The organism is Streptomyces sp. CA-243310 (genome assembly GCF_050936775.1).
GTDB lineage: Bacteria > Actinomycetota > Actinomycetes > Streptomycetales > Streptomycetaceae > Streptomyces.
The window spans coordinates 956754-977690 of sequence record NZ_JBNJMF010000001.1; the positions used below are offsets into that span (position 1 = coordinate 956754).

Here is a 20937-nt window from a genome sequence, read left to right on the forward strand (position 1 = left end):
ACTGAGAAATGGGTATCCGCAAGTACAAGCCGACGACCCCGGGCCGTCGTGGCTCCAGCGTCGCCGACTTTGTCGAGATCACGCGGTCCACGCCGGAGAAGTCGCTGGTTCGCCCGCTGCACAGCAAGGGCGGCCGTAACAACACCGGTCGGATCACTGTTCGTCACCAGGGTGGCGGCCACAAGCGCGCCTACCGTGTGATCGACTTCCGTCGTCACGACAAGGACGGCGTGCCGGCGAAGGTCGCGCACATCGAGTACGACCCCAACCGCACCGCGCGCATCGCGCTGCTGCACTACGCCGACGGCGAGAAGCGCTACATCATCGCGCCGAAGGCCCTGAAGCAGGGTGACCGGATTGAGAACGGCCCGACGGCCGACATCAAGCCCGGCAACAACCTGGCGCTGCGCAACATCCCGGTTGGTACAACGATCCACGCGATCGAGCTGCGTCCCGGTGGCGGTGCGAAGTTCGCCCGCTCCGCCGGTGCGTCCGTGCAGCTGCTGGCGAAGGAGGGCACCATGGCCCACCTTCGTATGCCGTCCGGAGAAATCCGCCTGGTCGACGCGCGCTGCCGCGCCACCGTCGGTGAGGTCGGCAACGCCGAGCAGTCGAACATCAACTGGGGCAAGGCCGGCCGCATGCGCTGGAAGGGCGTTCGCCCCTCCGTCCGCGGTGTCGCGATGAACCCGGTCGACCACCCGCACGGTGGTGGTGAGGGTAAGACCAGTGGTGGTCGCCACCCGGTCTCCCCGTGGGGTCAGAAGGAGGGTCGTACTCGCTCGCCGAAGAAGGCTTCGAGCAAGTACATCGTCCGCCGCCGCAAGACGAACAAGAAGCGCTAGGAGCGGGTTTAGATGCCGCGCAGTCTCAAGAAGGGACCCTTCGTCGACGGACACCTCATCAAGAAGGTGGACGTACAGAACGAAGCCGGTACCAAGAACGTCATCAAGACCTGGTCCCGTCGCTCGATGATCATCCCGGCCATGCTGGGTCACACCATCGCGGTGCACAACGGCAAGATCCACGTCCCGGTGTTCGTCACCGAGTCGATGGTCGGCCACAAGCTCGGCGAGTTCTCGCCGACTCGCACCTTCCGCGGCCACGTCAAGGACGACCGGAAGTCGAAGCGCCGCTAAAGGCGGGGTGGTTATGACTATGACTTACACCGAAGGGACAACCATGGAAGCCAGGGCCCAGGCGCGGTACATCCGCGTCACGCCCATGAAGGCCCGCCGAGTGGTGGACCTTATCCGTGGCATGGATGCCACGGAGGCTCAGGCGGTCCTGCGTTTCGCCCCGCAGGCCGCGAGCGTGCCGGTTGGCAAGGTGCTGGACAGCGCCATTGCCAATGCCGCACACAACTACAACCACCCGGACGCCTCCACGCTGGTCATCAGCGAGGCGTTCGTGGACGAGGGCCCGACCCTGAAGCGGTTCCGTCCGCGTGCGCAGGGCCGTGCCTACCGGATCCGCAAGCGGACCAGCCACATCACCGTGGTCGTCAGCAGCAAGGAAGGTTCCCGGTAATGGGCCAGAAGGTAAACCCGCACGGGTTCCGGCTCGGCATCACCACCGACTTCAAGTCGCGTTGGTACGCCGACAAGCTGTACAAGGACTACGTCAAGGAAGACGTCGCCATCCGCAGGATGATGACGTCCGGCATGGAGCGCGCCGGCATCTCGAAGGTTGAGATCGAGCGCACCCGTGACCGCGTGCGTGTGGACATCCACACCGCTCGTCCCGGCATCGTCATCGGCCGTCGTGGCGCCGAGGCCGACCGCATCCGCGGTGACCTCGAGAAGCTCACGGGCAAGCAGGTCCAGCTGAACATCCTCGAGGTCAAGAACCCCGAGCTTGACGCTCAGCTGGTTGCCCAGGCCGTTGCCGAGCAGCTCTCCTCCCGCGTCTCCTTCCGTCGCGCCATGCGTAAGAGCATGCAGGGCACGATGAAGGCCGGCGCCAAGGGCATCAAGATCCAGTGCGGCGGTCGCCTCGGCGGCGCCGAGATGTCCCGCTCCGAGTTCTACCGCGAGGGTCGTGTGCCGCTGCACACGCTGCGCGCGAACGTGGACTACGGCTTCTTCGAGGCCAAGACCACCTTCGGCCGTATCGGTGTGAAGGTCTGGATCTACAAGGGCGACGTCAAGAACATCGCCGAGGTTCGCGCCGAGAACGCCGCGGCCCGTGCGGGCAACCGCCCGGCTCGTGGTGGCGCGAACGACCGTCCGGCCGGTGGCCGCGGTGGTCGTGGTGGCGAGCGTGGCGGCCGTGGCGGCCGCAAGCCGCAGCAGGCTGCTGGTGCAGAGGCCCCCAAGGCCGACGCTCCCGCCGCCGCTCCGGCTGAGAGCACCGGAACGGAGGCCTGACCGACATGCTGATCCCTCGTAGGGTCAAGCACCGCAAGCAGCACCACCCCAAGCGCCGCGGTATGGCCAAGGGCGGTACTGAGGTCTCGTTCGGCGAGTACGGCATCCAGGCGCTCACCCCCGCCTACGTGACGAACCGCCAGATCGAGGCGGCTCGTATTGCGATGACCCGTCACATCAAGCGTGGCGGCAAGGTCTGGATCAACATCTACCCGGACCGCCCGCTCACGAAGAAGCCTGCCGAGACCCGCATGGGTTCCGGTAAGGGTTCTCCCGAGTGGTGGATCGCGAACGTGCACCCGGGTCGGGTCATGTTCGAGCTGTCCTACCCGAACGAGAAGATTGCTCGTGAGGCGCTCACCCGCGCTGCTCACAAGCTTCCGATGAAGTGCCGGATTGTTCGGCGCGAGGCAGGTGAGTCGTGATGGCGACGGGAACCAAGGCGTCCGAGCTGCGTGAGCTCGGCAACGAGGAGCTCGTTGGCAAGCTGCGCGAGGCCAAGGAAGAGCTGTTCAAGCTGCGCTTCCAGGCGGCCACGGGCCAGCTGGAGAACAACGGCCGGCTCAAGTCCGTCCGTAAGGACATCGCCCGGATCTACACCCTGATGCACGAGCGCGAGCTCGGCATCGAGACGGTGGAGAGCGCCTGATGAGCGAGAAGAATGTGACTGAGACCCAGGACCGCGGCTTCCGCAAGACCCGTGAGGGCCTCGTCGTCAGCGACAAGATGGACAAGACTGTCGTCGTCGCCGTCGAGGACCGCGTGAAGCACGCCCTGTACGGCAAGGTCATCCGCCGTACGAACAAGCTCAAGGCTCACGACGAGCAGAACGCTGCCGGCGTCGGCGACCGCGTCCTCATCATGGAGACGCGTCCGCTGTCGGCGAGCAAGCGCTGGCGCATCGTCGAGATCCTCGAGAAGGCCAAGTAAGTATCTGAGGCCCTGAGCAGAAAGTTCAGGGGCCCCTCAGGTTCGTTCCGCCAGGCTCGGTGGGGGCGGCGCTCTTCGGAGTGAAGCCCCCGCCGGGAACCGGCAGACAATCAGGAGATAGACGTGATCCAGCAGGAGTCGCGACTGCGTGTCGCCGACAACACTGGTGCCAAGGAGATCCTTTGCATCCGTGTTCTCGGTGGCTCCGGTCGCCGCTACGCGGGCGTCGGTGACGTCATCGTCGCCACCGTCAAGGACGCGATCCCCGGCGGCAACGTGAAGAAGGGTGACGTCGTCAAGGCCGTCATCGTTCGCACCGTCAAGGAGCGCCGCCGCCAGGACGGCTCGTACATCCGTTTCGACGAGAACGCCGCTGTCATTCTCAAGAACGACGGCGACCCTCGTGGCACCCGTATCTTCGGCCCGGTGGGCCGTGAGCTGCGCGAGAAGAAGTTCATGAAGATCATCTCGCTCGCGCCGGAGGTGCTGTAAGCATGAAGATCAAGAAGGGCGACCTGGTTCAGGTCATCACCGGTAAGGACAAGGGCAAGCAGGGCAAGGTCATCACGGCCATCCCTACTGAGAACCGCGTCCTCGTCGAGGGTGTCAACCGGGTCAAGAAGCACACCAAGGCCGGTCAGACCGCTGGTGGTTCGCAGACCGGTGGCATCGTGATCACCGAGGCGCCGATCCACGTCAGCAACGTTCAGCTGGTTGTGGAGAAGGACGGCCAGAAGGTCGTCACCCGCGTCGGATACCGCTTCGACGACGAGGGCAACAAGATCCGCGTTGCCAAGCGGACGGGTGAGGACATCTGATGGCTACCACTCCGCGTCTCAAGACGAAGTACCGCGAGGACATCGCGGGCAAGCTGCGTGAAGAGTTCTCCTACGAGAACGTCATGCAGATCCCCGGCCTCGTGAAGATCGTGGTCAACATGGGTGTGGGCGACGCCGCCCGCGACTCCAAGCTGATCGACGGCGCCATCAAGGACCTGACGACGATCACCGGTCAGAAGCCGGCCGTCACGAAGGCCCGGAAGTCCATCGCGCAGTTCAAGCTGCGTGAGGGTCAGCCGATCGGCTGCCACGTCACCCTCCGTGGTGACCGCATGTGGGAGTTCCTGGACCGTACGCTGTCGCTCGCGCTTCCGCGTATCCGTGACTTCCGTGGTCTGTCGCCGAAGCAGTTCGACGGCCGTGGCAACTACACCTTCGGTCTCACGGAGCAGGTCATGTTCCACGAGATCGACCAGGACAAGATCGACCGTACCCGGGGTATGGACATCACCGTGGTCACCACGGCGACCAACGACGACGAGGGCCGCGCCCTCCTTCGTCACCTCGGCTTCCCCTTCAAGGAGGCGTAAGCGAGATGGCGAAGAAGGCTCTCATCGCGAAGGCTGCCCGCAAGCCCAAGTTCGGTGTGCGTGCGTACACCCGCTGCCAGCGCTGCGGTCGCCCTCACTCCGTGTACCGCAAGTTCGGCCTGTGCCGCGTCTGCCTTCGTGAGATGGCTCACCGTGGCGAGCTGCCGGGCGTGACCAAGAGCTCCTGGTAAATCCCTCCTGTCCTTAGGGACTTGGAGAGAACCAGAGACTCTCGGTAAGCATCTGGACGGCAGGTGCCCGGCCGCGCATGCCTTAGGCTTGTGTGGTTGGGCGTCTGCCGCCCATAACGACTTACTACGCCGTAGGTCCCCGCACCGCACCCGTCCCGCCACTGAGTGGGGAGAGGGATGGCGCATACAGGAAACCCCGGCGAGAGAGGCCGAAGGCCACTTCATGACCATGACTGACCCGATCGCAGACATGCTCACGCGTCTGCGTAACGCTAACTCGGCGTACCACGACACCGTCGTGATGCCGCACAGCAAGATCAAGTCGCACATCGCAGAGATCCTCAAGCAAGAGGGTTTCATCACCGGCTGGAAGGTCGAGGACGCCGAGGTCGGCAAGAACCTCGTCCTCGAGCTGAAGTTCGGGCCGAACCGTGAGCGCTCCATCGCGGGCATCAAGCGGATCTCGAAGCCCGGTCTGCGCGTGTACGCGAAGTCCACCAACCTGCCGAAGGTGCTCGGCGGCCTGGGCGTGGCGATCATCTCCACGTCCCACGGCCTCCTCACCGGCCAGCAGGCAGGCAAGAAGGGCGTAGGTGGGGAAGTCCTCGCCTACGTCTGGTAGTCGGGAACGGAGGAAAAGCAATGTCGCGAATCGGCAAGCTCCCCATCCAGGTTCCCGCCGGTGTGGACGTCACCATCGATGGCCGCACGGTCGCGGTGAAGGGCCCCAAGGGTTCCCTCTCGCACACCGTCGCTGCGCCCATCGCCGTCGCCAAGGGTGAGGACGGCGTTCTGAACGTCATCCGCCCCAACGACGAGCGTCAGAACAAGGCCCTCCACGGCCTGTCCCGCACGCTGGTGGCGAACATGATCACCGGTGTGACCACGGGATACGTCAAGGCTCTCGAAATCAGCGGTGTCGGTTACCGCGTCGCCGCGAAGGGCTCCGACCTGGAGTTCCAGCTTGGCTACAGCCACCCGATCCTGATCGAGGCGCCCGAGGGCATCTCCTTCAAGGTCGAGTCGCCCACCAAGTTCACGGTCGAGGGCATCGACAAGCAGAAGGTCGGCGAGGTCGCCGCCAACATCCGCAAGCTGCGGAAGCCCGACCCGTACAAGGCCAAGGGTGTCAAGTACGCCGGCGAAGTCATCCGCCGCAAGGTCGGAAAGGCTGGTAAGTAGCCATGGCATACGGTGTGAAGATCGCCAAGGGCGACGCGTACAAGCGCGCTGCCAAGGCTCGCCGCCACATCCGCATTCGCAAGAACGTGTCGGGTACGGCGGAGCGTCCGCGCCTCGTCGTGACGCGTTCGAACCGCAACATCGTTGCTCAGGTCATCGACGACCTCCAGGGTCACACCCTGGCGTCCGCGTCGACCCTGGACACCTCGATCCGCGGTGGCGAAGGCGACAAGAGCGCCCAGGCCCAGGCCGTCGGCGCGCTCGTGGCCGAGCGTGCGAAGGCTGCCGGAGTCGAGACCGTTGTCTTCGACCGCGGTGGCAACCGATACGCCGGGCGCATTGCCGCTCTGGCTGACGCCGCCCGCGAAGCCGGGCTGAAGTTCTAAGCCCCGGTTCCGGGACTCACGGACGTAACAGAGAGAGGTAATCCAATGGCTGGACCCCAGCGCCGCGGAAGCGGTGCCGGTGGCGGCGAGCGGCGGGACCGGAAGGGTCGCGACGGTGGCCCTGCCGCCGAGAAGACCGCTTACGTTGAGCGCGTTGTCGCGATCAACCGCGTCGCCAAGGTTGTCAAGGGTGGTCGCCGCTTCAGCTTCACCGCGCTGGTCGTGGTGGGCGACGGTGACGGCACTGTAGGTGTCGGTTACGGCAAGGCCAAGGAAGTTCCCGCGGCCATCGCCAAGGGTGTCGAGGAAGCCAAGAAGAACTTCTTCAAGGTTCCGCGCATCCAGGGCACCATCCCTCACCCGATCACGGGCGAGCGTGCCGCGGGCGTCGTGCTCCTGAAGCCGGCTTCCCCCGGTACCGGTGTTATCGCCGGTGGCCCGGTGCGCGCCGTTCTGGAGTGCGCCGGCGTTCACGACATCCTGTCGAAGTCGCTCGGCTCTTCCAACGCGATCAACATCGTGCACGCGACCGTGGCGGCCCTCAAGGGCCTGCAGCGTCCCGAGGAGATCGCGGCTCGCCGTGGTCTGCCCCTCGAGGACGTCGCCCCCGCGGCTCTGCTTCGTGCACGTGCCGGGGCGGGTGCGTAATGGCTCGCCTCAAGATCACGCAGACGAAGTCGTACATCGGCAGCAAGCAGAACCACCGCGACACTCTGCGTTCGCTCGGGCTCAAGCGCCTGAACGACGTGGTCGTCAAGGAGGACCGCCCCGAGTTCCGCGGAATGGTGCAGACCGTCCGCCACCTCGTGACGGTTGAGGAGGTTGACTAACATGGCTGAGAACAGCCCGCTGAAGGCCCACAACCTCCGTCCCGCCCCCGGCGCCAAGACCGCGAAGACCCGTGTCGGTCGTGGTGAGGCGTCGAAGGGTAAGACGGCCGGTCGTGGTACGAAGGGCCAGAAGGCCCGTTACCAGATCCCGCAGCGCTTCGAGGGTGGGCAGATGCCCCTCCACATGCGTCTGCCGAAGCTCAAGGGCTTCAAGAACCCGTTCCGCACCGAGTTCCAGGTGGTCAACCTGGACAAGCTCGGCGCTCTCTACCCCGAGGGTGGAGAAGTCACGGTGGCCGACCTGGTCGCCAAGGGCGCGGTTCGCAAGAACAGCCTCGTCAAGGTCCTGGGCCAGGGCGAGATCTCCGTTGCGCTGCAGGTCTCGGTTGACGCCGTTTCCGGCTCCGCCAAGGAGAAGATTGCCGCCGCTGGTGGCACGGTCACCGAGCTCGTCTAAGACGAAACTCAGTGATTAATAGCTGAAACCCGACCGGGGATGCCTCACATATGGGGCATCCCCGGTTGGTCGTTCCACGGAGGGCCTTGTCGCCGGTAAGGTGGCCTGCACCTTTGCTTGTACGTATTCGTCGATCCCTCAGACCGTCACCTCTGACGCAGTAGCGCGGGGGTCGCAGGAGGCACCGTGCTCACCGCGTTCGCCCGGGCGTTCAAGACGCCCGACCTGCGCAAGAAGCTGTTCTTCACGCTCGCCATCATCGTGTTGTTCCGCCTCGGGTCCCACATCCCGGTGCCCGGCGTGAACTACAAGAACGTTCAGTTCTGTGTGGACCAGGCCGGGAGCGGCAACAGCCTGTTCGGTCTCGTCAACATGTTCAGTGGTGGCGCGCTGTTGCAGATCACGATCTTCGCGCTCGGCATCATGCCGTACATCACGGCGAGCATCATCCTGCAGCTGCTGACCGTGGTCATCCCGAAGCTGGAGAACCTCAAAAAAGAGGGTCAGTCCGGCACGGCGAAGATCACTCAGTACACGCGCTATCTGACGGTCGCCCTCGCGATCCTCCAGGGCACCGGCCTCGTCGCCACCGCGAAGAGCGGCGCCCTCTTCGGGTCCTGCCAGCTCCGCAGTCAGATCGTGCCGGATCACTCGATCTTCACCATGGTCGTCATGGTCATCACGATGACCGCCGGTACCTGTGTCGTCATGTGGCTCGGTGAGCTGATCACCGACCGCGGCATCGGCAACGGCATGTCGATCCTCATGTTCATCTCGATCGCCGCCGGCTTCATCGGCGCCCTCTGGCAGATCAAGCTCCAGGGCAAGATCGCCGACGGTTGGGTCGAGTTCGGCGTCGTCATCCTGGTCGGGCTCGCGATGGTGGCCCTCGTGGTCTTCGTCGAGCAGGCGCAGCGCCGCATCCCGGTCCAGTACGCGAAGCGCATGATCGGTCGCCGCGCGTACGGCGGCACCTCGACGTACATCCCGCTCAAGGTGAACCAGGCCGGTGTCATCCCGGTCATCTTCGCCTCGTCGCTGCTGTACATCCCGGCCCTGATCGTCCAGTTCAGCGGTTCCACCGCCGGCTGGGCCGTCTGGATCCAGAAGCACTTCGTCAAGGGCGACCACCCGTACTACATCGCCGTCTACTTCCTCCTGATCGTCTTCTTCGCGTTCTTCTACGTGGCGATCTCGTTCAACCCCGAGGAAGTTGCCGACAACATGAAGAAGTATGGTGGGTTCATCCCGGGCATCCGCGCCGGCCGACCCACCGCCGAGTACCTCAGCTACGTACTCAACCGGATCACCTGGCCGGGGTCGCTGTACCTGGGTCTCATTGCTCTTGTGCCGACGATGGCGTTGGCGGGCTTCGGCGCGAACCAGAACTTCCCGTTCGGCGGGACGAGCATCCTGATCATCGTGGGTGTGGGTCTGGAGACCGTGAAGCAGATCGAGAGCCAGCTTCAGCAGCGCAATTACGAAGGGTTCCTCCGCTGATGCGAATCGTCCTCGTCGGACCCCCCGGTGCGGGCAAGGGAACGCAGGCCGCGTTCCTTGCCAAGAACCTGTCGATCCCGCACATCTCCACGGGCGACCTGTTCCGCGCCAACATCAGCCAGAACACGGAGCTCGGCCGGCGCGCCAAGGCGTTCATGGACGCCGGTGACCTCGTCCCCGACGAGATCACCATCGGCATGGCGAAGGACCGCATGGAGCACGCGGACGCCGCGAACGGCTTCCTGCTCGACGGTTTCCCGAGGAACGTGTCGCAGGCCGTCGCCCTGGACGAGATGCTCCGGACCGCCGGCATGAAGCTGGACGCCGTCCTCGACCTGGAGGTCGAGGAGGACGAGGTCGTCAAGCGCATCGCCGGTCGCCGGATCTGCCGCAACGACTCCGCGCACGTCTTCCACGTCACCTACGCCCCGGCCAAGGCCGAGGGCGTCTGCGACACCTGTGGCGGCGAGCTGTACCAGCGCGGTGACGACTCGGAGGCCACGGTCCGCAACCGGCTGGAGGTCTACCACACGCAGACCGAGCCGATCATCGACTACTACAAGGCCCAGGGCCTGCTGGTGACCATCCCGGCCCTCGGTGAGGTCGCGGACGTCACGAAGCGCGCGATGGAAGCCCTGAAGAAGTAGTACCCCTGCTGTGCAGGTACGGCCGCGGTGTCCTCAGGGCGCCGCGGCCTTACTGTTGAGAAGTCCCGATTCAGAAGGTGGAAGGCACGTCCATGGTGCAGCTCAAGACGCCCGAGCAGATCGCCAAGATGCGGGAGGCGGGGCTGGTCGTCGCGGCCATCCACGCGGCGACCCGTGAGGCGGCCGTGCCGGGCGCCACGACGCGGGATCTGGACATGGTGGCCCGCAAGGTCATCGCGGACGCCGGCGCGAAGTCGAACTTCCTCGGTTACGGCGGTTTCCCGGCGACGATCTGCACGTCGGTCAACGAGGTCGTCGTCCACGGCATCCCGGACGACAAGACCGTTCTCAAGGACGGCGACGTGATCTCGATCGACGCGGGCGCCATCGTCGACGGCTGGCACGGCGACGCCGCGTACACGGCCTTCGTGGGCACCGGGCACGCGCCCGAGCTCCTGGAGCTCTCCCGGGTGACCGAGGAGTCCATGTGGGCCGGCATCGCCGCCATGAAGCTCGGCAACCGCCTCGTGGACATCTCGAAGGCGATCGAGGGCTACATCCGTCGCCAGCCGCGTCCCGCGACCGGCAAGTACGGGATCATCGAGGACTACGGCGGCCACGGCATCGGATCCGAGATGCACATGGATCCCCACCTGCTGAACTACGTCTCGCGCAAGCGGGGCAAGGGGATCAAGCTCGTCCCGGGCGTCTGCCTGGCGATCGAGCCGATGGTCTCGCTCGGTACCCCCCAGACGGAGGTACTGGCGGACGACTGGACGGTCATCACGACCGACGGCACCTGGTCCTCCCACTGGGAACACTCCATCGCCCTGACCGAGGCGGGTCCGATCGTGCTGACCAGTCCCGACTGCGGCAAGGCGAAACTGGCGGAGTACGGGGTCACCACGGCCCCGGACCCCCTCGGTTAATGATCTACAATGTGGGGCAAACTTTCCGGATTCGTCTTTCCGGATGCCCTGACGTAGACTGATGCGTCGGCTCTCGTGCATCCCCATGCCCTGCATGGGCGCGCACAGTGCCGATCAAGGTAGCCGATTCGAAAGGCGAAGCGTGGCCAAGAAGCAAGGTGCCATCGAAATCGAGGGCACCGTGATCGAGTCCCTCCCGAACGCGATGTTCAAGGTGGAACTCCAGAACGGTCACAAGGTCCTCGCGCACATCAGCGGCAAGATGCGCATGCACTACATCCGCATCCTCCCTGATGACCGGGTTGTCGTGGAGCTTTCTCCGTACGACCTGACGCGTGGCCGGATCGTCTACCGATACAAGTAGATCTTGTCTTCACTCCCGTCTGGGCGTCTTGTCCCGGCGCGGGTGGTGGCACTGACCCGGAGAACCTCACCCAATGAAGGTCAAGCCGAGCGTCAAGAAGATCTGCGACAAGTGCAAGGTGATCCGCCGTCACGGTCGGGTCATGGTCATCTGCGACAACCTGCGCCACAAGCAGCGCCAGGGCTGACGCACGCCGACCGACCTGCCTTCCGCAGTTCTTCGCGCGACGTAAGAAAACGTACATACGCAGAGCCCGCCCAGCCCTGAGAAGGGCCGGCGGCACCTCCGGCGGGGGCCGGGGACTCGGCCGTACCACCACCCAACAGGTGTGGTCGGCGGTCGGGAGTGGCTTTGCTGAAGACCCCCGAACACACAGGAGCCATTGAATGGCACGCGTTTCCGGTGTTGACATCCCGCGCGAAAAGCGCGTGGAGATCGCACTCACCTACGTCTTCGGTGTCGGTCGCACCCGGTCCAAGGAAATCCTTGAGGCCACCGGTGTGAACCCGAACACCCGCGTTCGTGACCTGGCCGAAGAAGACCTGGTCAAGATCCGCGAGTACGTGGACGCCAACCTCCGCACCGAGGGTGACCTCCGCCGCGAGATCCAGGCCGACATCCGCCGCAAGGTCGAGATCCAGTGCTACCAGGGTGTTCGCCACCGTCGTGGCCTCCCGGTGCACGGTCAGCGCACCAGCACGAACGCTCGTACCCGCAAGGGTCCGCGTCGCGCGATCGCCGGTAAGAAGAAGCCGGGCAAGAAGTAGTCCTGTTCAGCGGTCTTGCGCTGTAGGACCGACCACCTCCCGTAGGAGATTTAGATGCCCCCCAAGGGACGTCAGGGCGCTGCCAAGAAGGTGCGCCGCAAGGAAAAGAAGAACATCGCTCATGGGCACGCCCACATCAAGAGCACGTTCAACAACACCATCGTCTCGATCACGGACCCCTCGGGCAACGTGATCTCCTGGGCCTCCGCCGGCCACGTCGGCTTCAAGGGCTCGCGCAAGTCCACCCCCTTCGCCGCGCAGATGGCCGCCGAGTCGGCCGCCCGCCGCGCGCAGGAGCACGGCATGCGCAAGGTTGACGTCTTCGTCAAGGGTCCGGGCTCCGGCCGCGAGACCGCGATCCGCTCCCTCCAGGCCACCGGCCTCGAGGTCGGCTCGATCCAGGACGTCACCCCCACCCCGCACAACGGCTGCCGCCCGCCGAAGCGCCGCCGCGTCTGACGCGACGGACGCACTCGTGCGTCTTTGAGTGTCCGGGCGGTACGAACCCCTCGCGGGGGACGTGCCGCCCGTACCCTTGCTGTACGTAGTACCCGTCGGACGTCAAATAGTGGGCGTCCACGACTGAAGGAACACACATGCTTATCGCTCAGCGTCCTTCGCTGACCGAAGAGGTCGTCGACGAGTACCGCTCGCGGTTCGTGATCGAGCCGCTGGAGCCGGGCTTCGGCTACACCCTCGGCAACTCCCTGCGCCGCACGCTCCTGTCCTCCATCCCGGGTGCCGCTGTCACCAGCATCCGCGTGGACGGCGTCCTGCACGAGTTCACCACCGTGCCGGGTGTCAAGGAAGACGTCACCGACATCATCCTCAACATCAAGCAGCTGGTCGTCTCCTCGGAGCACGACGAGCCGGTCGTGATGTACCTGCGCAAGCAGGGTCCCGGCCTGGTCACCGCTGCCGACATCGCGCCCCCGGCCGGTGTCGAGGTGCACAACCCGGACCTCGTCCTCGCCACGCTCAACGGCAAGGGCAAGCTGGAGATGGAGCTGACCGTCGAGCGCGGTCGCGGCTACGTCTCCGCCGTCCAGAACAAGCAGCTGGGCCAGGAGATCGGTCGCATCCCGATCGACTCCATCTACAGCCCGGTCCTCAAGGTCACCTACAAGGTCGAGGCGACCCGAGTCGAGCAGCGCACCGACTTCGACAAGCTGATCGTCGACGTCGAGACCAAGCAGGCCATGCGCCCGCGTGACGCCATGGCGTCCGCCGGCAAGACCCTGGTCGAGCTGTTCGGTCTGGCCCGCGAGCTCAACATCGACGCCGAGGGCATCGACATGGGCCCCTCGCCGACGGACGCGGCCCTGGCCGCCGACCTGGCGCTGCCGATCGAGGAGCTTGAGCTCACGGTCCGCTCGTACAACTGCCTCAAGCGCGAGGGCATCCACTCCGTGGGTGAGCTCGTCGCCCGCTCCGAGGCCGACCTGCTCGACATCCGCAACTTCGGTGCGAAGTCGATCGACGAGGTCAAGGCGAAGCTCGCCGGCATGGGCCTGGCCCTCAAGGACAGCCCGCCCGGATTCGACCCGACCGCCGCCGCCGACGCCTTCGGCGCCGACGACGACGCGGACGCCGGTTTCGTGGAGACCGAGCAGTACTGAGCCCCGGCTCGCAGCAAGAGACTTTCCCGGGGCGTCCGCCCCGGGGGAACTGACACCGGTACCTGACACGGCCGGTGCAGATATGAAGGAGTAACACCATGCCGCGTCCCGCAAAGGGTGCCCGTCTGGGCGGCAGCGCCGCGCACGAGAAGCACCTCCTCGCGAACCTCGCGAAGGCGCTCTTCGAGCACGGCCGCATCACCACCACCGAGGCCAAGGCCCGTCGCCTGCGTCCCTACGCCGAGCGTCTGGTCACCAAGGCCAAGAAGGGCGACATCCACAACCGTCGCCTGGTGCTGCAGACGATCACGGACAAGAGCATCGTGCACACGCTGTTCACCGAGATCGCCCCGCGCTACGAGAACCGCCCCGGTGGTTACACGCGCATCACCAAGGTCGGCAACCGTCGTGGCGACAACGCCCCGATGGCGGTCATCGAGCTGGTCGAGGCCCTGACGGTCGCCCAGCAGGCCACCGGTGAGGCCGAGGCCGCCACCAAGCGCGCCGTGAAGGAAGCCGAGGCCGCCGAGGCCCCGGCCGCCGAGGAGACCAAGGAGGCCTGATCCCCTCGGGGATCTCGCTTGCTTGAACGGCTCTGAACGGGCCCGCCCCTTTCCGGGGCGGGCCCGTTCTGCGTTGCCCGGAGGTTTCCGTGTTTCTGAGAGGATCGCTCACGTGAGTGACGAGGTGGAGCCCGGGCACGTCCGGGTGCGGCTGGACCTGTCGTACGACGGCAAGGACTTCTCCGGCTGGGCGAAGCAGCGCGTGCTGCGGACCGTGCAGGGCGAACTGGAGTCGGCCCTGAAGACCGTGATGCGGCTGGCCGAGCCCGTCGAGCTGACCGTGGCCGGCCGCACGGACGCCGGGGTGCACGCCCGCGGCCAGGTCGCGCAGTTCGACCTGGCCGAGGAGGTGTGGGCCGAGCACCACGACAAGCTGCTGCGCAGGCTCGCCGGACGGCTGCCGCACGACGTGCGGGTGTGGCGGGCCGCCCAGGCCCCCGAGGGGTTCAACGCCCGGTTCTCGGCGATCTGGCGCCGGTACGCCTACCGCGTCGGAGACCACCAGGCCGGGGTGGACCCGCTGCGCCGCGGGCACGTGCTGTGGCACCAGTGGCCGCTGGACGTGGACGCCATGAACGAGGCCTCCGCCGCGCTGCTCGGGGAGCACGACTTCGCCGCGTACTGCAAGAAGCGCGAAGGGGCCACGACCATCCGCACGCTCCAGCAGCTCTCCTGGGAGCGCGGCGAGGACGGGATCGTCACCGCGACCGTCCGGGCCGACGCCTTCTGCCACAACATGGTCCGGTCGCTGGTGGGGGCGCTGCTGCACGTCGGCGACGGCCACCGGCCGACCGACTGGCCCGGCAAGGTGCTGGCCGCGGCCGTACGGGACTCCTCGGTGCACGTGGTGAAGCCGCACGGGCTCACCCTGGAGGAGGTCGGCTACCCGGCCGACGAGCTGCTGGCCGCCCGCAGCAAGGAGGCGCGGAACCTGCGCACCCTTCCCGGGGCCGGCTGCTGCTGACCCGGGAGCAAATCGGTTTGGGCGGATGAGCGCCGGCCGGGAGAATGCCCGGCATGGGACATCTCGAAGTCAACCACCTGGAGTACTACCTTCCCGACGGGCGGGTCCTGCTCCCCGACGTCTCCTTCCGCGTGGGGGAGGGCTCGGTGGTGTCCCTGGTGGGGGCGAACGGCGCCGGGAAGACCACGCTGCTGAAGCTGATCTCCGGTGACCTCCAGCCGCACGGCGGCGGCGTCACCGTGAGCGGCGGGCTCGGCGTGATGTCGCAGTTCGTGGGCTCCGTCCGGGACGAGACGACCGTGCGCGACCTGCTGGTGTCGGTGGCGCAGCCGCGGCTGCGGGAGGCCGCGAAGGCCGTGGACCGGGCCGAGCAGCTGATCCTGACGGTGGACGACGAGGCCGCGCAGATGGCGTACGCGCAGGCGCTCAGCGACTGGGCCGACGTACAGGGCTACGAGGCGGAGACCCTGTGGGACGTCTGCACCATGGCCGCGCTGGCGATCCCGTACGACAGCGCGCAGTTCCGCGAGGTGCGCACGCTGTCGGGCGGTGAGCAGAAGCGGCTGGTCCTGGAGGCGCTGCTGCGCGGGCCGGACGAGGTGCTGCTGCTCGACGAGCCGGACAACTACCTGGACGTCCCGGGCAAGCGCTGGCTGGAGGAGCAGCTGAAGGCGACGCGCAAGACGGTGCTGTTCGTCAGCCACGACCGGGAGCTGCTCACCCAGGCCGCCCAGAAGATCATCAGCCTGGAGGCGAGCCCGACCGGCAGCGACGTGTGGGTGCACGGCGCGGGCTTCGGGACGTACCACGAGGCCCGCAAGGAGCGTTTCGCGCGCTTCGAGGAGCTCAAGCGGCGCTGGGACGAGGAGCACGCCCGGCTGCGGGCCCTGGTGCTGCGGCTGCGGGGCCAGGCCGCGTCCAGCCCCGACATGGCCTCGCGGTACCGGGCGATGCAGACCCGCTTCCAGAAGTTCGAGGAGGCCGGGCCGCCGCCGGAGCCGCCGCGCGAGCAGGACATCCGGATGCGGCTCAAGGGCGGGCGTACGGGGATGCGCGCGCTGACCGTGGAGAACCTGGAGCTGACGGGGCTGATGAAGCCCTTCTCCCTGGAGGTCTTCTACGGGGAGCGGGTCGCGGTGCTCGGCTCCAACGGCTCCGGCAAGTCGCACTTCCTGCGGCTGCTGGCCGGTGAGGACGTCAAGCACACCGGTGCCTGGAAGCTGGGGGCCCGGGTGCTGCCGGGCCATTTCGCGCAGACGCACGCCCATCCGGAGCTGTTCGCGCGCACCCTCGTGGACATCCTGTGGACGGAGGCGGCGAAGCCGCTCGGCGCGGCCATGGGCGCCCTGCGCCGCTACGAGCTGGAGCGTCAGGCCGACCAGCCCTTCGAGAAGCTCTCGGGCGGGCAGCAGGCGCGTTTCCAGATCCTGCTGCTCGAACTGGCCGGCACCACGGCGCTGCTGCTGGACGAGCCGACGGACAACCTCGACCTGGAGTCGGCGGAGGCCCTCCAGGACGGTCTGGAGTCGTACGACGGCACTGTGTTGTGCGTCACGCACGACCGCTGGTTCGCGCGCACATTTGACCGCTATCTGGTCTTCGGTTCGGACGGTGTCGTGCGGGAGACTCAGGAGCCCGTGTGGGACGAGCGGCGCGTCGAGCGGAAGCGCTGAGGTCCTGAGGCCCTGAGGCCCCCCGGGCCGAAGGGTGCGAGGGCGGCGGTGGGGTACGGGTCCCGGGAGCCCGCGCGGGACGAACGCGGGGTCGAGCGGAAGCGTGAGGGGCGGACCACCCCGGCGCGGATATCGAGGGGGAGACGGCGTGCGGCTGCGGCCCGGCATCTGGCTCGTGAAGCGGGTTTCCCGACGTGGCGCGGGGGCGCCCGCGCCCGGAGGCGGCCGGCTCGCCCGGCTGCTCCGGCCGGCGCCGCGGTCGCTGTGGGCGGCCTCCCTCGCGATCGTGCTGACGATCTCGGTCTCGACGAGCCTGCGGGAGAACTGGGGCTCGGACAACGCCTTCGTGGTCAAGGCCGCGGAGGCGCTGCTGTCCGGTGTGTCCCCGTACGAGGACAAGCGGTTCCTGTACCTGCCGAGCGCGGTCCTCATGGCGGTGCCGGAGGCGCTGCTGCCCACGTGGGCGCTGCGCTGGCTGCTGCCGCTGGGGATGTCGGGGCTGATCGGCGTCGGCTGGTGGGCCGCGCTGCGGCTGTTCGCGGTGCCGGTGACCTCGCGGTTCGCGATCGGCGGCTTCGGACTCTTCGCCCTGGCCTACAAGCCGTACCTGAACCTGGTGCTGATCGGGAACTGGACGGCGATCTCGGCGGCCGCCCTGCCGGTGGCGCTGCTGCTGGCGCACCGGCGCTCGTGGGCGGCGGCCGGGCTGGTGGTGGGCCTGGCAATCGCCTGCAAGCCGATGCTGGTGCCGATCGGCGTGCTGTTCCTGGTGGCCCGGCAGTGGCGGGGGCTGGCCGCGGCGGTGCTGACGCCGGTGGCGTTGTCGCTGCTGGGGGCGCTGATGATGCCGAGTCCGACGCTGTTCTTCACCAAGACGCTGCCGTTCCTGCTCCAGGGGCAGGACGCGTACGCGCTGCCGTGGGACGCCTCGCCGGTCGCGGTACTGCCGCGGCTCGGGGTGCCGGTGCCGCTCGCCGTGCTGGTGGCGTCCGCGGGGGCGGCGGGCGGCCTGTGGGCGGCCTGGGTCCGCTGGCGGCGTACCGACGACGCCGACGACGGGGAACTGCGGCTGGTCGAGACGGCCTGCATGGTGATGCTCGCCGCATTCCTGGTGTCGCGGCCCTCCTTCGACCACTACCTCCTGGTGGTGCTTCCGCTGCTGCTGGTCTCGGGGGTGCGGGCCGGTTCCACACCGCGTTCGCCCTGGTTCTGGGCGGCGCTGGCGCCGCAGTTGGCGGGGGTTCCGTGGCCCACCGAATTGGCCCGCAAGAGGCGGGCGTTCCGTGACTGCGCGACGCTGTGCGGGCTCGCGATCGTGCTGGCGCGTCGTGGACCGCGCTCCGGTCGGGTTACTCTGGACCCGGTAACAACTGCGGGGTCCCCACCCAGGACCGAACCGGAGTGCGCCGCGAAGCCGAGAGAGTCGGCATCACGGACCGCGTTTTGACCCGTACGGGTCTGCTTGGGTACCCTGCTGGTTTGTTCTGCGTATTGGCCTTGCTCATTCTCACGTGAAAGGGCCTTGCGCCGGTCCACCGGACCGATGACCAGCAGTTCGCACACGGGTTGCGTCCCCGTTGTGAACGAGGGCTGTCGTGATCGTCCGTGGTGACCCTGTCAGGACCTTCCCGTGGGGCTTGCGCCCTTGGGATACCACCACTGAAGAAGCGAAGGCATACGCGTGCGTACGTTCAGCCCCAAGCCCGGCGACATCTCGCGCCAGTGGCTCGTCATCGACGCCCAGGACGTTGTCCTCGGCCGTCTGGCGACCCAGGCCGCTGCCCTCCTGCGGGGTAAGCACAAGCCGACCTACGCCCCCCACATGGACATGGGCGACTTCGTCATCATCGTCAACGCCGACAAGGTTCACCTGTCCGGCAACAAGGCGACCCAGAAGATGGCGTACCGCCACTCGGGCTTCCCGGGCGGTCTCCGCTCGGTGCGCTACGACGACCTCCTGGCGAACAACCCGGAGAAGGCCGTCGAGAAGGCCATCAAGGGCATGCTCCCCAAGAACACCCTGGGCCGTCAGATGCTCTCGAAGCTGAAGGTCTACTCGGGCGACCAGCACCCCCACGCTGCCCAGCAGCCGGTGCCGTTCGAGATCACCCAGGTCGCGCAGTAGTTCCGGCCACACCCCCTAAGACGTAGAAAATTCTGAGGAGCATCGTGGCCGAGACCACCGCCGAGACGACCCCCGTCGAAGAGTTCGAGGGCAACGTCGAGGAGTACACCAGCGAGTCCGAGGTCGTCGTCGAGGGCGACTACACCTCCGAGTCCCTTGCCGGTCGCTTCGGCGACCCCCAGCCGGCCGCCGGCCTGGGCCGTCGCAAGAACGCCATCGCCCGCGTCCGGATCGTTCCGGGCACCGGCAAGTGGAAGATCAACGGTCGCACCCTTGAGGACTACTTCCCCAACAAGGTGCACCAGCAGGAAGTCAACGAGCCGTTCAAGCTCCTGGAGCTCGACGACCGTTACGACGTCATCGCCCGCATCTCGGGTGGCGGCGTCTCCGGCCAGGCCGGCGCCCTGCGCCTCGGTGTGGCCCGTGCGCTGAACGAGGCGGACGTGGACAACAACCGCCCGGCGCTGAAGAAGGCCGGCTTCCTCTCCCGCGACGACCGTGCGGTCGAGCGCAAGAAGGCCGGTCTCAAGAAGGCCCGTAAGGCTCCGCAGTACAGCAAGCGTTAATCTGCGCCTGCTGTTCCGCAACGAAACCGCCCCGGCAGCACTCTTCGTGCTGCCGGGGCGGTTCGTTTACCGCCACAAGCGGCACATATTTGTCACAGCGGTCACAAAGCGAAGCGTTAACTCGGGAGGACAACAGTGGGACGACTCTTCGGGACGGACGGTGTACGGGGCGTTGCCAACGCGGATCTGACGGCCGAGCTCGCGCTCGGTCTCTCCGTGGCGGCGGCACACGTACTGGCCGAGGCGGGCACGTTCGCCGGTCATCGGGCCACCGCGGTGGTCGGTCGCGATCCGCGCGCGTCCGGTGAGTTCCTGGAGGCCGCGGTCGTCGCAGGCCTCGCGAGCGCGGGCGTGGACGTCCTGCGCGTCGGTGTGCTGCCCACCCCGGCGGTGGCGTATCTCACCGGTGCGCTGGGCGCCGACCTCGGCGTGATGCTCTCCGCCAGCCACAACGCGATGCCCGACAACGGCATCAAGTTCTTCGCGCGCGGCGGCCACAAGCTGGCCGACGACCTGGAGGGGCGGATCGAGTCCGTCTACGAGGAGCACCGCACCGGCGCTCCCTGGGACCGGCCCACGGGCTCCGGCGTCGGCCGGGTCTCCGACTACGACGAGGGCTTCGACAAGTACGTCGCGCACCTCATCGGTGTCCTGCCCAACCGCCTCGAAGGCCTCAAGGTCGTGCTCGACGAGGCGCACGGCGCGGCCGCCCGGGTCTCGCCCGAGGCGTTCACGCGGGCCGGCGCGGAGATCATCACGATCGGCGCCGAGCCGAACGGCCTGAACATCAACGACGGCTGCGGCTCGACCCACCTCGGGCTGCTCAAGCAGGCCGTCGTCGAGCACGGAGCCGACTTCGGCATCGCGCACGACGGCGACGCCGACCGCTGCCTGGCCGTGGACGGCAACGGCGAGGAGGTCGACGGCGACCAGATCCTCGCCGTGCTGGCGCTGGCCATGCGCGAGGCGGGACAGCTGCGCGAGAACACCGTGGTCGGCACCGTGATGTCGAACCTCGGCTTCAAGCTGGCCATGGAGGGCGAGGGCATCCAGGTCGTACAGACCGGCGTCGGCGACCGCTACGTGCTGGAGTCGATGAAGGAGCACGGCTACGCGCTGGGCGGCGAGCAGTCCGGCCACGTGATCATCCTCGACCACGCGACCACCGGCGACGGCACGCTGACCGGCCTGATGCTGGCCGCCCGCGTCACCGCCACCGGCCGGTCCCTGGCCGACCTGGCCGGCGTCATGCAGCGGCTGCCGCAGGTCCTGATCAACGTCCCGGACGTGGACAGGTCCCGGGTCACGACCTCGGCCGAGCTGGCGGCGGCGGTCACCGACGCCGAACGCGAGCTGGGCACCACCGGTCGCGTGCTGCTCCGTCCGTCCGGTACGGAGCCGCTCGTACGGGTGATGGTGGAGGCCGCGGACATCGAGCAGGCCCGCGCTGTCGCGGGGCGGCTCGCGGACGTGGTGAAGTCGGCCCTCGGCTGACCGACCCGCACC

General features: G+C 67.2%; 32 protein-coding genes. All 32 read left to right on the forward strand.

The features are described from left to right. The first annotated feature begins 8 nt into the window (after window positions 1-8). Window positions 9-845, forward strand: a complete 837-nt coding sequence (rplB, locus tag ACQEVM_RS04540) for a 50S ribosomal protein L2 (RefSeq protein ID WP_008739715.1) — start codon at window positions 9-11, stop codon at window positions 843-845. 12 nt (window positions 846-857) lie between these two features. Further along, complete coding sequence (gene rpsS / locus ACQEVM_RS04545) at window positions 858-1139, forward strand: 30S ribosomal protein S19 (RefSeq protein ID WP_023539342.1); 282 nt, start codon at window positions 858-860, stop codon at window positions 1137-1139. A 43-nt stretch (window positions 1140-1182) separates the two neighbouring features. Next, window positions 1183-1530 (forward strand): 50S ribosomal protein L22, encoded by a 348-nt coding sequence (gene rplV, locus ACQEVM_RS04550; protein WP_037792011.1) that lies wholly within the window; start codon window positions 1183-1185, stop codon window positions 1528-1530. Next, window positions 1530-2369, forward strand: a complete 840-nt coding sequence (gene rpsC, locus ACQEVM_RS04555) for a 30S ribosomal protein S3 (RefSeq protein ID WP_053682620.1) — start codon at window positions 1530-1532, stop codon at window positions 2367-2369. The genes rplV and rpsC overlap by 1 nt, the downstream gene beginning before the upstream one ends. Window positions 2370-2374: 5 nt before the next feature. Next, window positions 2375-2794, forward strand: a complete 420-nt coding sequence (rplP, locus tag ACQEVM_RS04560) for a 50S ribosomal protein L16 (protein ID WP_030026326.1) — start codon at window positions 2375-2377, stop codon at window positions 2792-2794. Continuing rightward, complete coding sequence (gene rpmC / locus ACQEVM_RS04565; protein ID WP_008739703.1) at window positions 2794-3018, forward strand: 50S ribosomal protein L29; 225 nt, start codon at window positions 2794-2796, stop codon at window positions 3016-3018. The genes rplP and rpmC overlap by 1 nt, the downstream gene beginning before the upstream one ends. Then, window positions 3018-3299, forward strand: a complete 282-nt coding sequence (rpsQ, locus tag ACQEVM_RS04570; protein ID WP_053682619.1) for a 30S ribosomal protein S17 — start codon at window positions 3018-3020, stop codon at window positions 3297-3299. The genes rpmC and rpsQ overlap by 1 nt, the downstream gene beginning before the upstream one ends. Window positions 3300-3422: 123 nt before the next feature. After that, window positions 3423-3791: a 50S ribosomal protein L14 gene (gene rplN, locus ACQEVM_RS04575; protein ID WP_053682618.1), complete on the forward strand. Its 369-nt coding sequence runs from the start codon at window positions 3423-3425 to the stop codon at window positions 3789-3791. Window positions 3792-3793: 2 nt separating this feature from the next. After that, entirely contained in the window at window positions 3794-4117 is a 324-nt protein-coding gene (gene rplX, locus ACQEVM_RS04580; RefSeq protein ID WP_053682617.1) for a 50S ribosomal protein L24, read from the forward strand. Further along, window positions 4117-4668, forward strand: coding sequence for a 50S ribosomal protein L5 (rplE, locus tag ACQEVM_RS04585; protein WP_030388859.1), 552 nt, complete (start codon window positions 4117-4119; stop codon window positions 4666-4668). Before rplX ends, rplE begins: the two co-directional genes overlap by 1 nt. A 5-nt stretch (window positions 4669-4673) precedes the next feature. Continuing rightward, window positions 4674-4859 (forward strand): type Z 30S ribosomal protein S14, encoded by a 186-nt coding sequence (locus tag ACQEVM_RS04590; RefSeq protein ID WP_003956452.1) that lies wholly within the window; start codon window positions 4674-4676, stop codon window positions 4857-4859. 223 nt (window positions 4860-5082) lie between these two features. Beyond that, on the forward strand, window positions 5083-5481 hold the full coding sequence (gene rpsH, locus ACQEVM_RS04595) for a 30S ribosomal protein S8 (RefSeq protein WP_007265911.1): 399 nt from the start codon (window positions 5083-5085) through the stop codon (window positions 5479-5481). A gap of 20 nt (window positions 5482-5501) precedes the next feature. Next, entirely contained in the window at window positions 5502-6041 is a 540-nt protein-coding gene (rplF, locus tag ACQEVM_RS04600) for a 50S ribosomal protein L6 (RefSeq protein WP_053682616.1), read from the forward strand. Window positions 6042-6043: 2 nt separating this feature from the next. Further along, entirely contained in the window at window positions 6044-6427 is a 384-nt protein-coding gene (rplR, locus tag ACQEVM_RS04605; RefSeq protein WP_008739696.1) for a 50S ribosomal protein L18, read from the forward strand. Between the two features lie 45 nt (window positions 6428-6472). Next, a complete protein-coding gene (gene rpsE, locus ACQEVM_RS04610) occupies window positions 6473-7075 on the forward strand; it encodes a 30S ribosomal protein S5 (RefSeq protein ID WP_053682615.1) in 603 nt (200 codons plus the stop codon). Next, entirely contained in the window at window positions 7075-7257 is a 183-nt protein-coding gene (gene rpmD, locus ACQEVM_RS04615) for a 50S ribosomal protein L30 (protein ID WP_053682614.1), read from the forward strand. Before rpsE ends, rpmD begins: the two co-directional genes overlap by 1 nt. A 1-nt stretch (window position 7258) precedes the next feature. After that, window positions 7259-7714, forward strand: a complete 456-nt coding sequence (gene rplO / locus ACQEVM_RS04620) for a 50S ribosomal protein L15 (RefSeq protein WP_053682613.1) — start codon at window positions 7259-7261, stop codon at window positions 7712-7714. Window positions 7715-7900: 186 nt separating this feature from the next. Next, on the forward strand, window positions 7901-9214 hold the full coding sequence (gene secY, locus ACQEVM_RS04625; RefSeq protein WP_433075212.1) for a preprotein translocase subunit SecY: 1314 nt from the start codon (window positions 7901-7903) through the stop codon (window positions 9212-9214). Beyond that, the gene (locus tag ACQEVM_RS04630; RefSeq protein ID WP_433075215.1) at window positions 9214-9861 is read left to right on the forward strand and encodes an adenylate kinase; all 648 of its coding nucleotides are present in this window, start codon (window positions 9214-9216) and stop codon (window positions 9859-9861) included. The genes secY and ACQEVM_RS04630 overlap by 1 nt, the downstream gene beginning before the upstream one ends. Before the next feature lie 92 nt (window positions 9862-9953). After that, complete coding sequence (gene map / locus ACQEVM_RS04635; RefSeq protein ID WP_053682610.1) at window positions 9954-10790, forward strand: type I methionyl aminopeptidase; 837 nt, start codon at window positions 9954-9956, stop codon at window positions 10788-10790. Between the two features lie 142 nt (window positions 10791-10932). Further along, a complete protein-coding gene (gene infA / locus ACQEVM_RS04640; protein WP_003956442.1) occupies window positions 10933-11154 on the forward strand; it encodes a translation initiation factor IF-1 in 222 nt (73 codons plus the stop codon). Window positions 11155-11227: 73 nt separating this feature from the next. Then, entirely contained in the window at window positions 11228-11341 is a 114-nt protein-coding gene (gene rpmJ, locus ACQEVM_RS04645) for a 50S ribosomal protein L36 (RefSeq protein WP_003956441.1), read from the forward strand. A gap of 199 nt (window positions 11342-11540) precedes the next feature. Continuing rightward, entirely contained in the window at window positions 11541-11921 is a 381-nt protein-coding gene (gene rpsM / locus ACQEVM_RS04650) for a 30S ribosomal protein S13 (protein ID WP_433075219.1), read from the forward strand. 54 nt (window positions 11922-11975) lie between these two features. After that, window positions 11976-12380, forward strand: coding sequence for a 30S ribosomal protein S11 (gene rpsK / locus ACQEVM_RS04655; protein WP_053682608.1), 405 nt, complete (start codon window positions 11976-11978; stop codon window positions 12378-12380). Window positions 12381-12517: 137 nt separating this feature from the next. Further along, window positions 12518-13540, forward strand: a complete 1023-nt coding sequence (locus ACQEVM_RS04660) for a DNA-directed RNA polymerase subunit alpha (protein ID WP_008739666.1) — start codon at window positions 12518-12520, stop codon at window positions 13538-13540. A 98-nt stretch (window positions 13541-13638) separates the two neighbouring features. After that, complete coding sequence (gene rplQ, locus ACQEVM_RS04665; RefSeq protein ID WP_053682607.1) at window positions 13639-14103, forward strand: 50S ribosomal protein L17; 465 nt, start codon at window positions 13639-13641, stop codon at window positions 14101-14103. Between the two features lie 112 nt (window positions 14104-14215). Continuing rightward, window positions 14216-15067 (forward strand): tRNA pseudouridine(38-40) synthase TruA, encoded by an 852-nt coding sequence (gene truA, locus ACQEVM_RS04670; RefSeq protein WP_433075225.1) that lies wholly within the window; start codon window positions 14216-14218, stop codon window positions 15065-15067. 44 nt (window positions 15068-15111) lie between these two features. Continuing rightward, window positions 15112-16740, forward strand: coding sequence for an ATP-binding cassette domain-containing protein (locus tag ACQEVM_RS04675; protein ID WP_433075228.1), 1629 nt, complete (start codon window positions 15112-15114; stop codon window positions 16738-16740). Window positions 16741-16888: 148 nt separating this feature from the next. Next, window positions 16889-18187: a glycosyltransferase family 87 protein gene (locus tag ACQEVM_RS04680; protein ID WP_433075231.1), complete on the forward strand. Its 1299-nt coding sequence runs from the start codon at window positions 16889-16891 to the stop codon at window positions 18185-18187. Window positions 18188-18421: 234 nt separating this feature from the next. Next, window positions 18422-18865 carry a 50S ribosomal protein L13 gene (gene rplM, locus ACQEVM_RS04685; protein WP_030230678.1) on the forward strand — a complete coding sequence of 148 codons (444 nt, stop codon included), beginning with the start codon at window positions 18422-18424 and terminating at the stop codon, window positions 18863-18865. Between the two features lie 44 nt (window positions 18866-18909). After that, window positions 18910-19431 (forward strand): 30S ribosomal protein S9, encoded by a 522-nt coding sequence (gene rpsI, locus ACQEVM_RS04690; protein ID WP_433075235.1) that lies wholly within the window; start codon window positions 18910-18912, stop codon window positions 19429-19431. Between the two features lie 135 nt (window positions 19432-19566). Next, entirely contained in the window at window positions 19567-20925 is a 1359-nt protein-coding gene (glmM, locus tag ACQEVM_RS04695; protein ID WP_433075238.1) for a phosphoglucosamine mutase, read from the forward strand. The last annotated feature ends 12 nt before the right edge of the window (window positions 20926-20937 follow it).

Excerpts from the sequence above, each read along its gene's own strand:
- rplB (WP_008739715.1), top strand. The coding sequence starts at position 9 with ATGGGTATCCGCAAGTACAAGCCGACGACCCCGGGCCGTCGTGGCTCC.
- rpsS (WP_023539342.1), top strand. The coding sequence starts at position 858 with ATGCCGCGCAGTCTCAAGAAGGGACCCTTCGTCGACGGACACCTCATC.
- rplV (WP_037792011.1), top strand. The coding sequence starts at position 1,183 with ATGGAAGCCAGGGCCCAGGCGCGGTACATCCGCGTCACGCCCATGAAG.
- rpsC (WP_053682620.1), top strand. The coding sequence starts at position 1,530 with ATGGGCCAGAAGGTAAACCCGCACGGGTTCCGGCTCGGCATCACCACC.
- rplP (WP_030026326.1), top strand. The coding sequence starts at position 2,375 with ATGCTGATCCCTCGTAGGGTCAAGCACCGCAAGCAGCACCACCCCAAG.
- rpmC (WP_008739703.1), top strand. The coding sequence starts at position 2,794 with ATGGCGACGGGAACCAAGGCGTCCGAGCTGCGTGAGCTCGGCAACGAG.
- rpsQ (WP_053682619.1), top strand. The coding sequence starts at position 3,018 with ATGAGCGAGAAGAATGTGACTGAGACCCAGGACCGCGGCTTCCGCAAG.
- rplX (WP_053682617.1), top strand. The coding sequence starts at position 3,794 with ATGAAGATCAAGAAGGGCGACCTGGTTCAGGTCATCACCGGTAAGGAC.
- rplE (WP_030388859.1), top strand. The coding sequence starts at position 4,117 with ATGGCTACCACTCCGCGTCTCAAGACGAAGTACCGCGAGGACATCGCG.
- ACQEVM_RS04590 (WP_003956452.1), top strand. The coding sequence starts at position 4,674 with ATGGCGAAGAAGGCTCTCATCGCGAAGGCTGCCCGCAAGCCCAAGTTC.
- rpsH (WP_007265911.1), top strand. The coding sequence starts at position 5,083 with ATGACCATGACTGACCCGATCGCAGACATGCTCACGCGTCTGCGTAAC.
- rplF (WP_053682616.1), top strand. The coding sequence starts at position 5,502 with ATGTCGCGAATCGGCAAGCTCCCCATCCAGGTTCCCGCCGGTGTGGAC.
- rplR (WP_008739696.1), top strand. The coding sequence starts at position 6,044 with ATGGCATACGGTGTGAAGATCGCCAAGGGCGACGCGTACAAGCGCGCT.
- rpsE (WP_053682615.1), top strand. The coding sequence starts at position 6,473 with ATGGCTGGACCCCAGCGCCGCGGAAGCGGTGCCGGTGGCGGCGAGCGG.
- rpmD (WP_053682614.1), top strand. The coding sequence starts at position 7,075 with ATGGCTCGCCTCAAGATCACGCAGACGAAGTCGTACATCGGCAGCAAG.
- rplO (WP_053682613.1), top strand. The coding sequence starts at position 7,259 with ATGGCTGAGAACAGCCCGCTGAAGGCCCACAACCTCCGTCCCGCCCCC.
- ACQEVM_RS04630 (WP_433075215.1), top strand. The coding sequence starts at position 9,214 with ATGCGAATCGTCCTCGTCGGACCCCCCGGTGCGGGCAAGGGAACGCAG.
- map (WP_053682610.1), top strand. The coding sequence starts at position 9,954 with ATGGTGCAGCTCAAGACGCCCGAGCAGATCGCCAAGATGCGGGAGGCG.
- rpmJ (WP_003956441.1), top strand. The coding sequence starts at position 11,228 with ATGAAGGTCAAGCCGAGCGTCAAGAAGATCTGCGACAAGTGCAAGGTG.
- rpsM (WP_433075219.1), top strand. The coding sequence starts at position 11,541 with ATGGCACGCGTTTCCGGTGTTGACATCCCGCGCGAAAAGCGCGTGGAG.
- rpsK (WP_053682608.1), top strand. The coding sequence starts at position 11,976 with ATGCCCCCCAAGGGACGTCAGGGCGCTGCCAAGAAGGTGCGCCGCAAG.
- ACQEVM_RS04660 (WP_008739666.1), top strand. The coding sequence starts at position 12,518 with ATGCTTATCGCTCAGCGTCCTTCGCTGACCGAAGAGGTCGTCGACGAG.
- rplQ (WP_053682607.1), top strand. The coding sequence starts at position 13,639 with ATGCCGCGTCCCGCAAAGGGTGCCCGTCTGGGCGGCAGCGCCGCGCAC.
- ACQEVM_RS04675 (WP_433075228.1), top strand. The coding sequence starts at position 15,112 with ATGCCCGGCATGGGACATCTCGAAGTCAACCACCTGGAGTACTACCTT.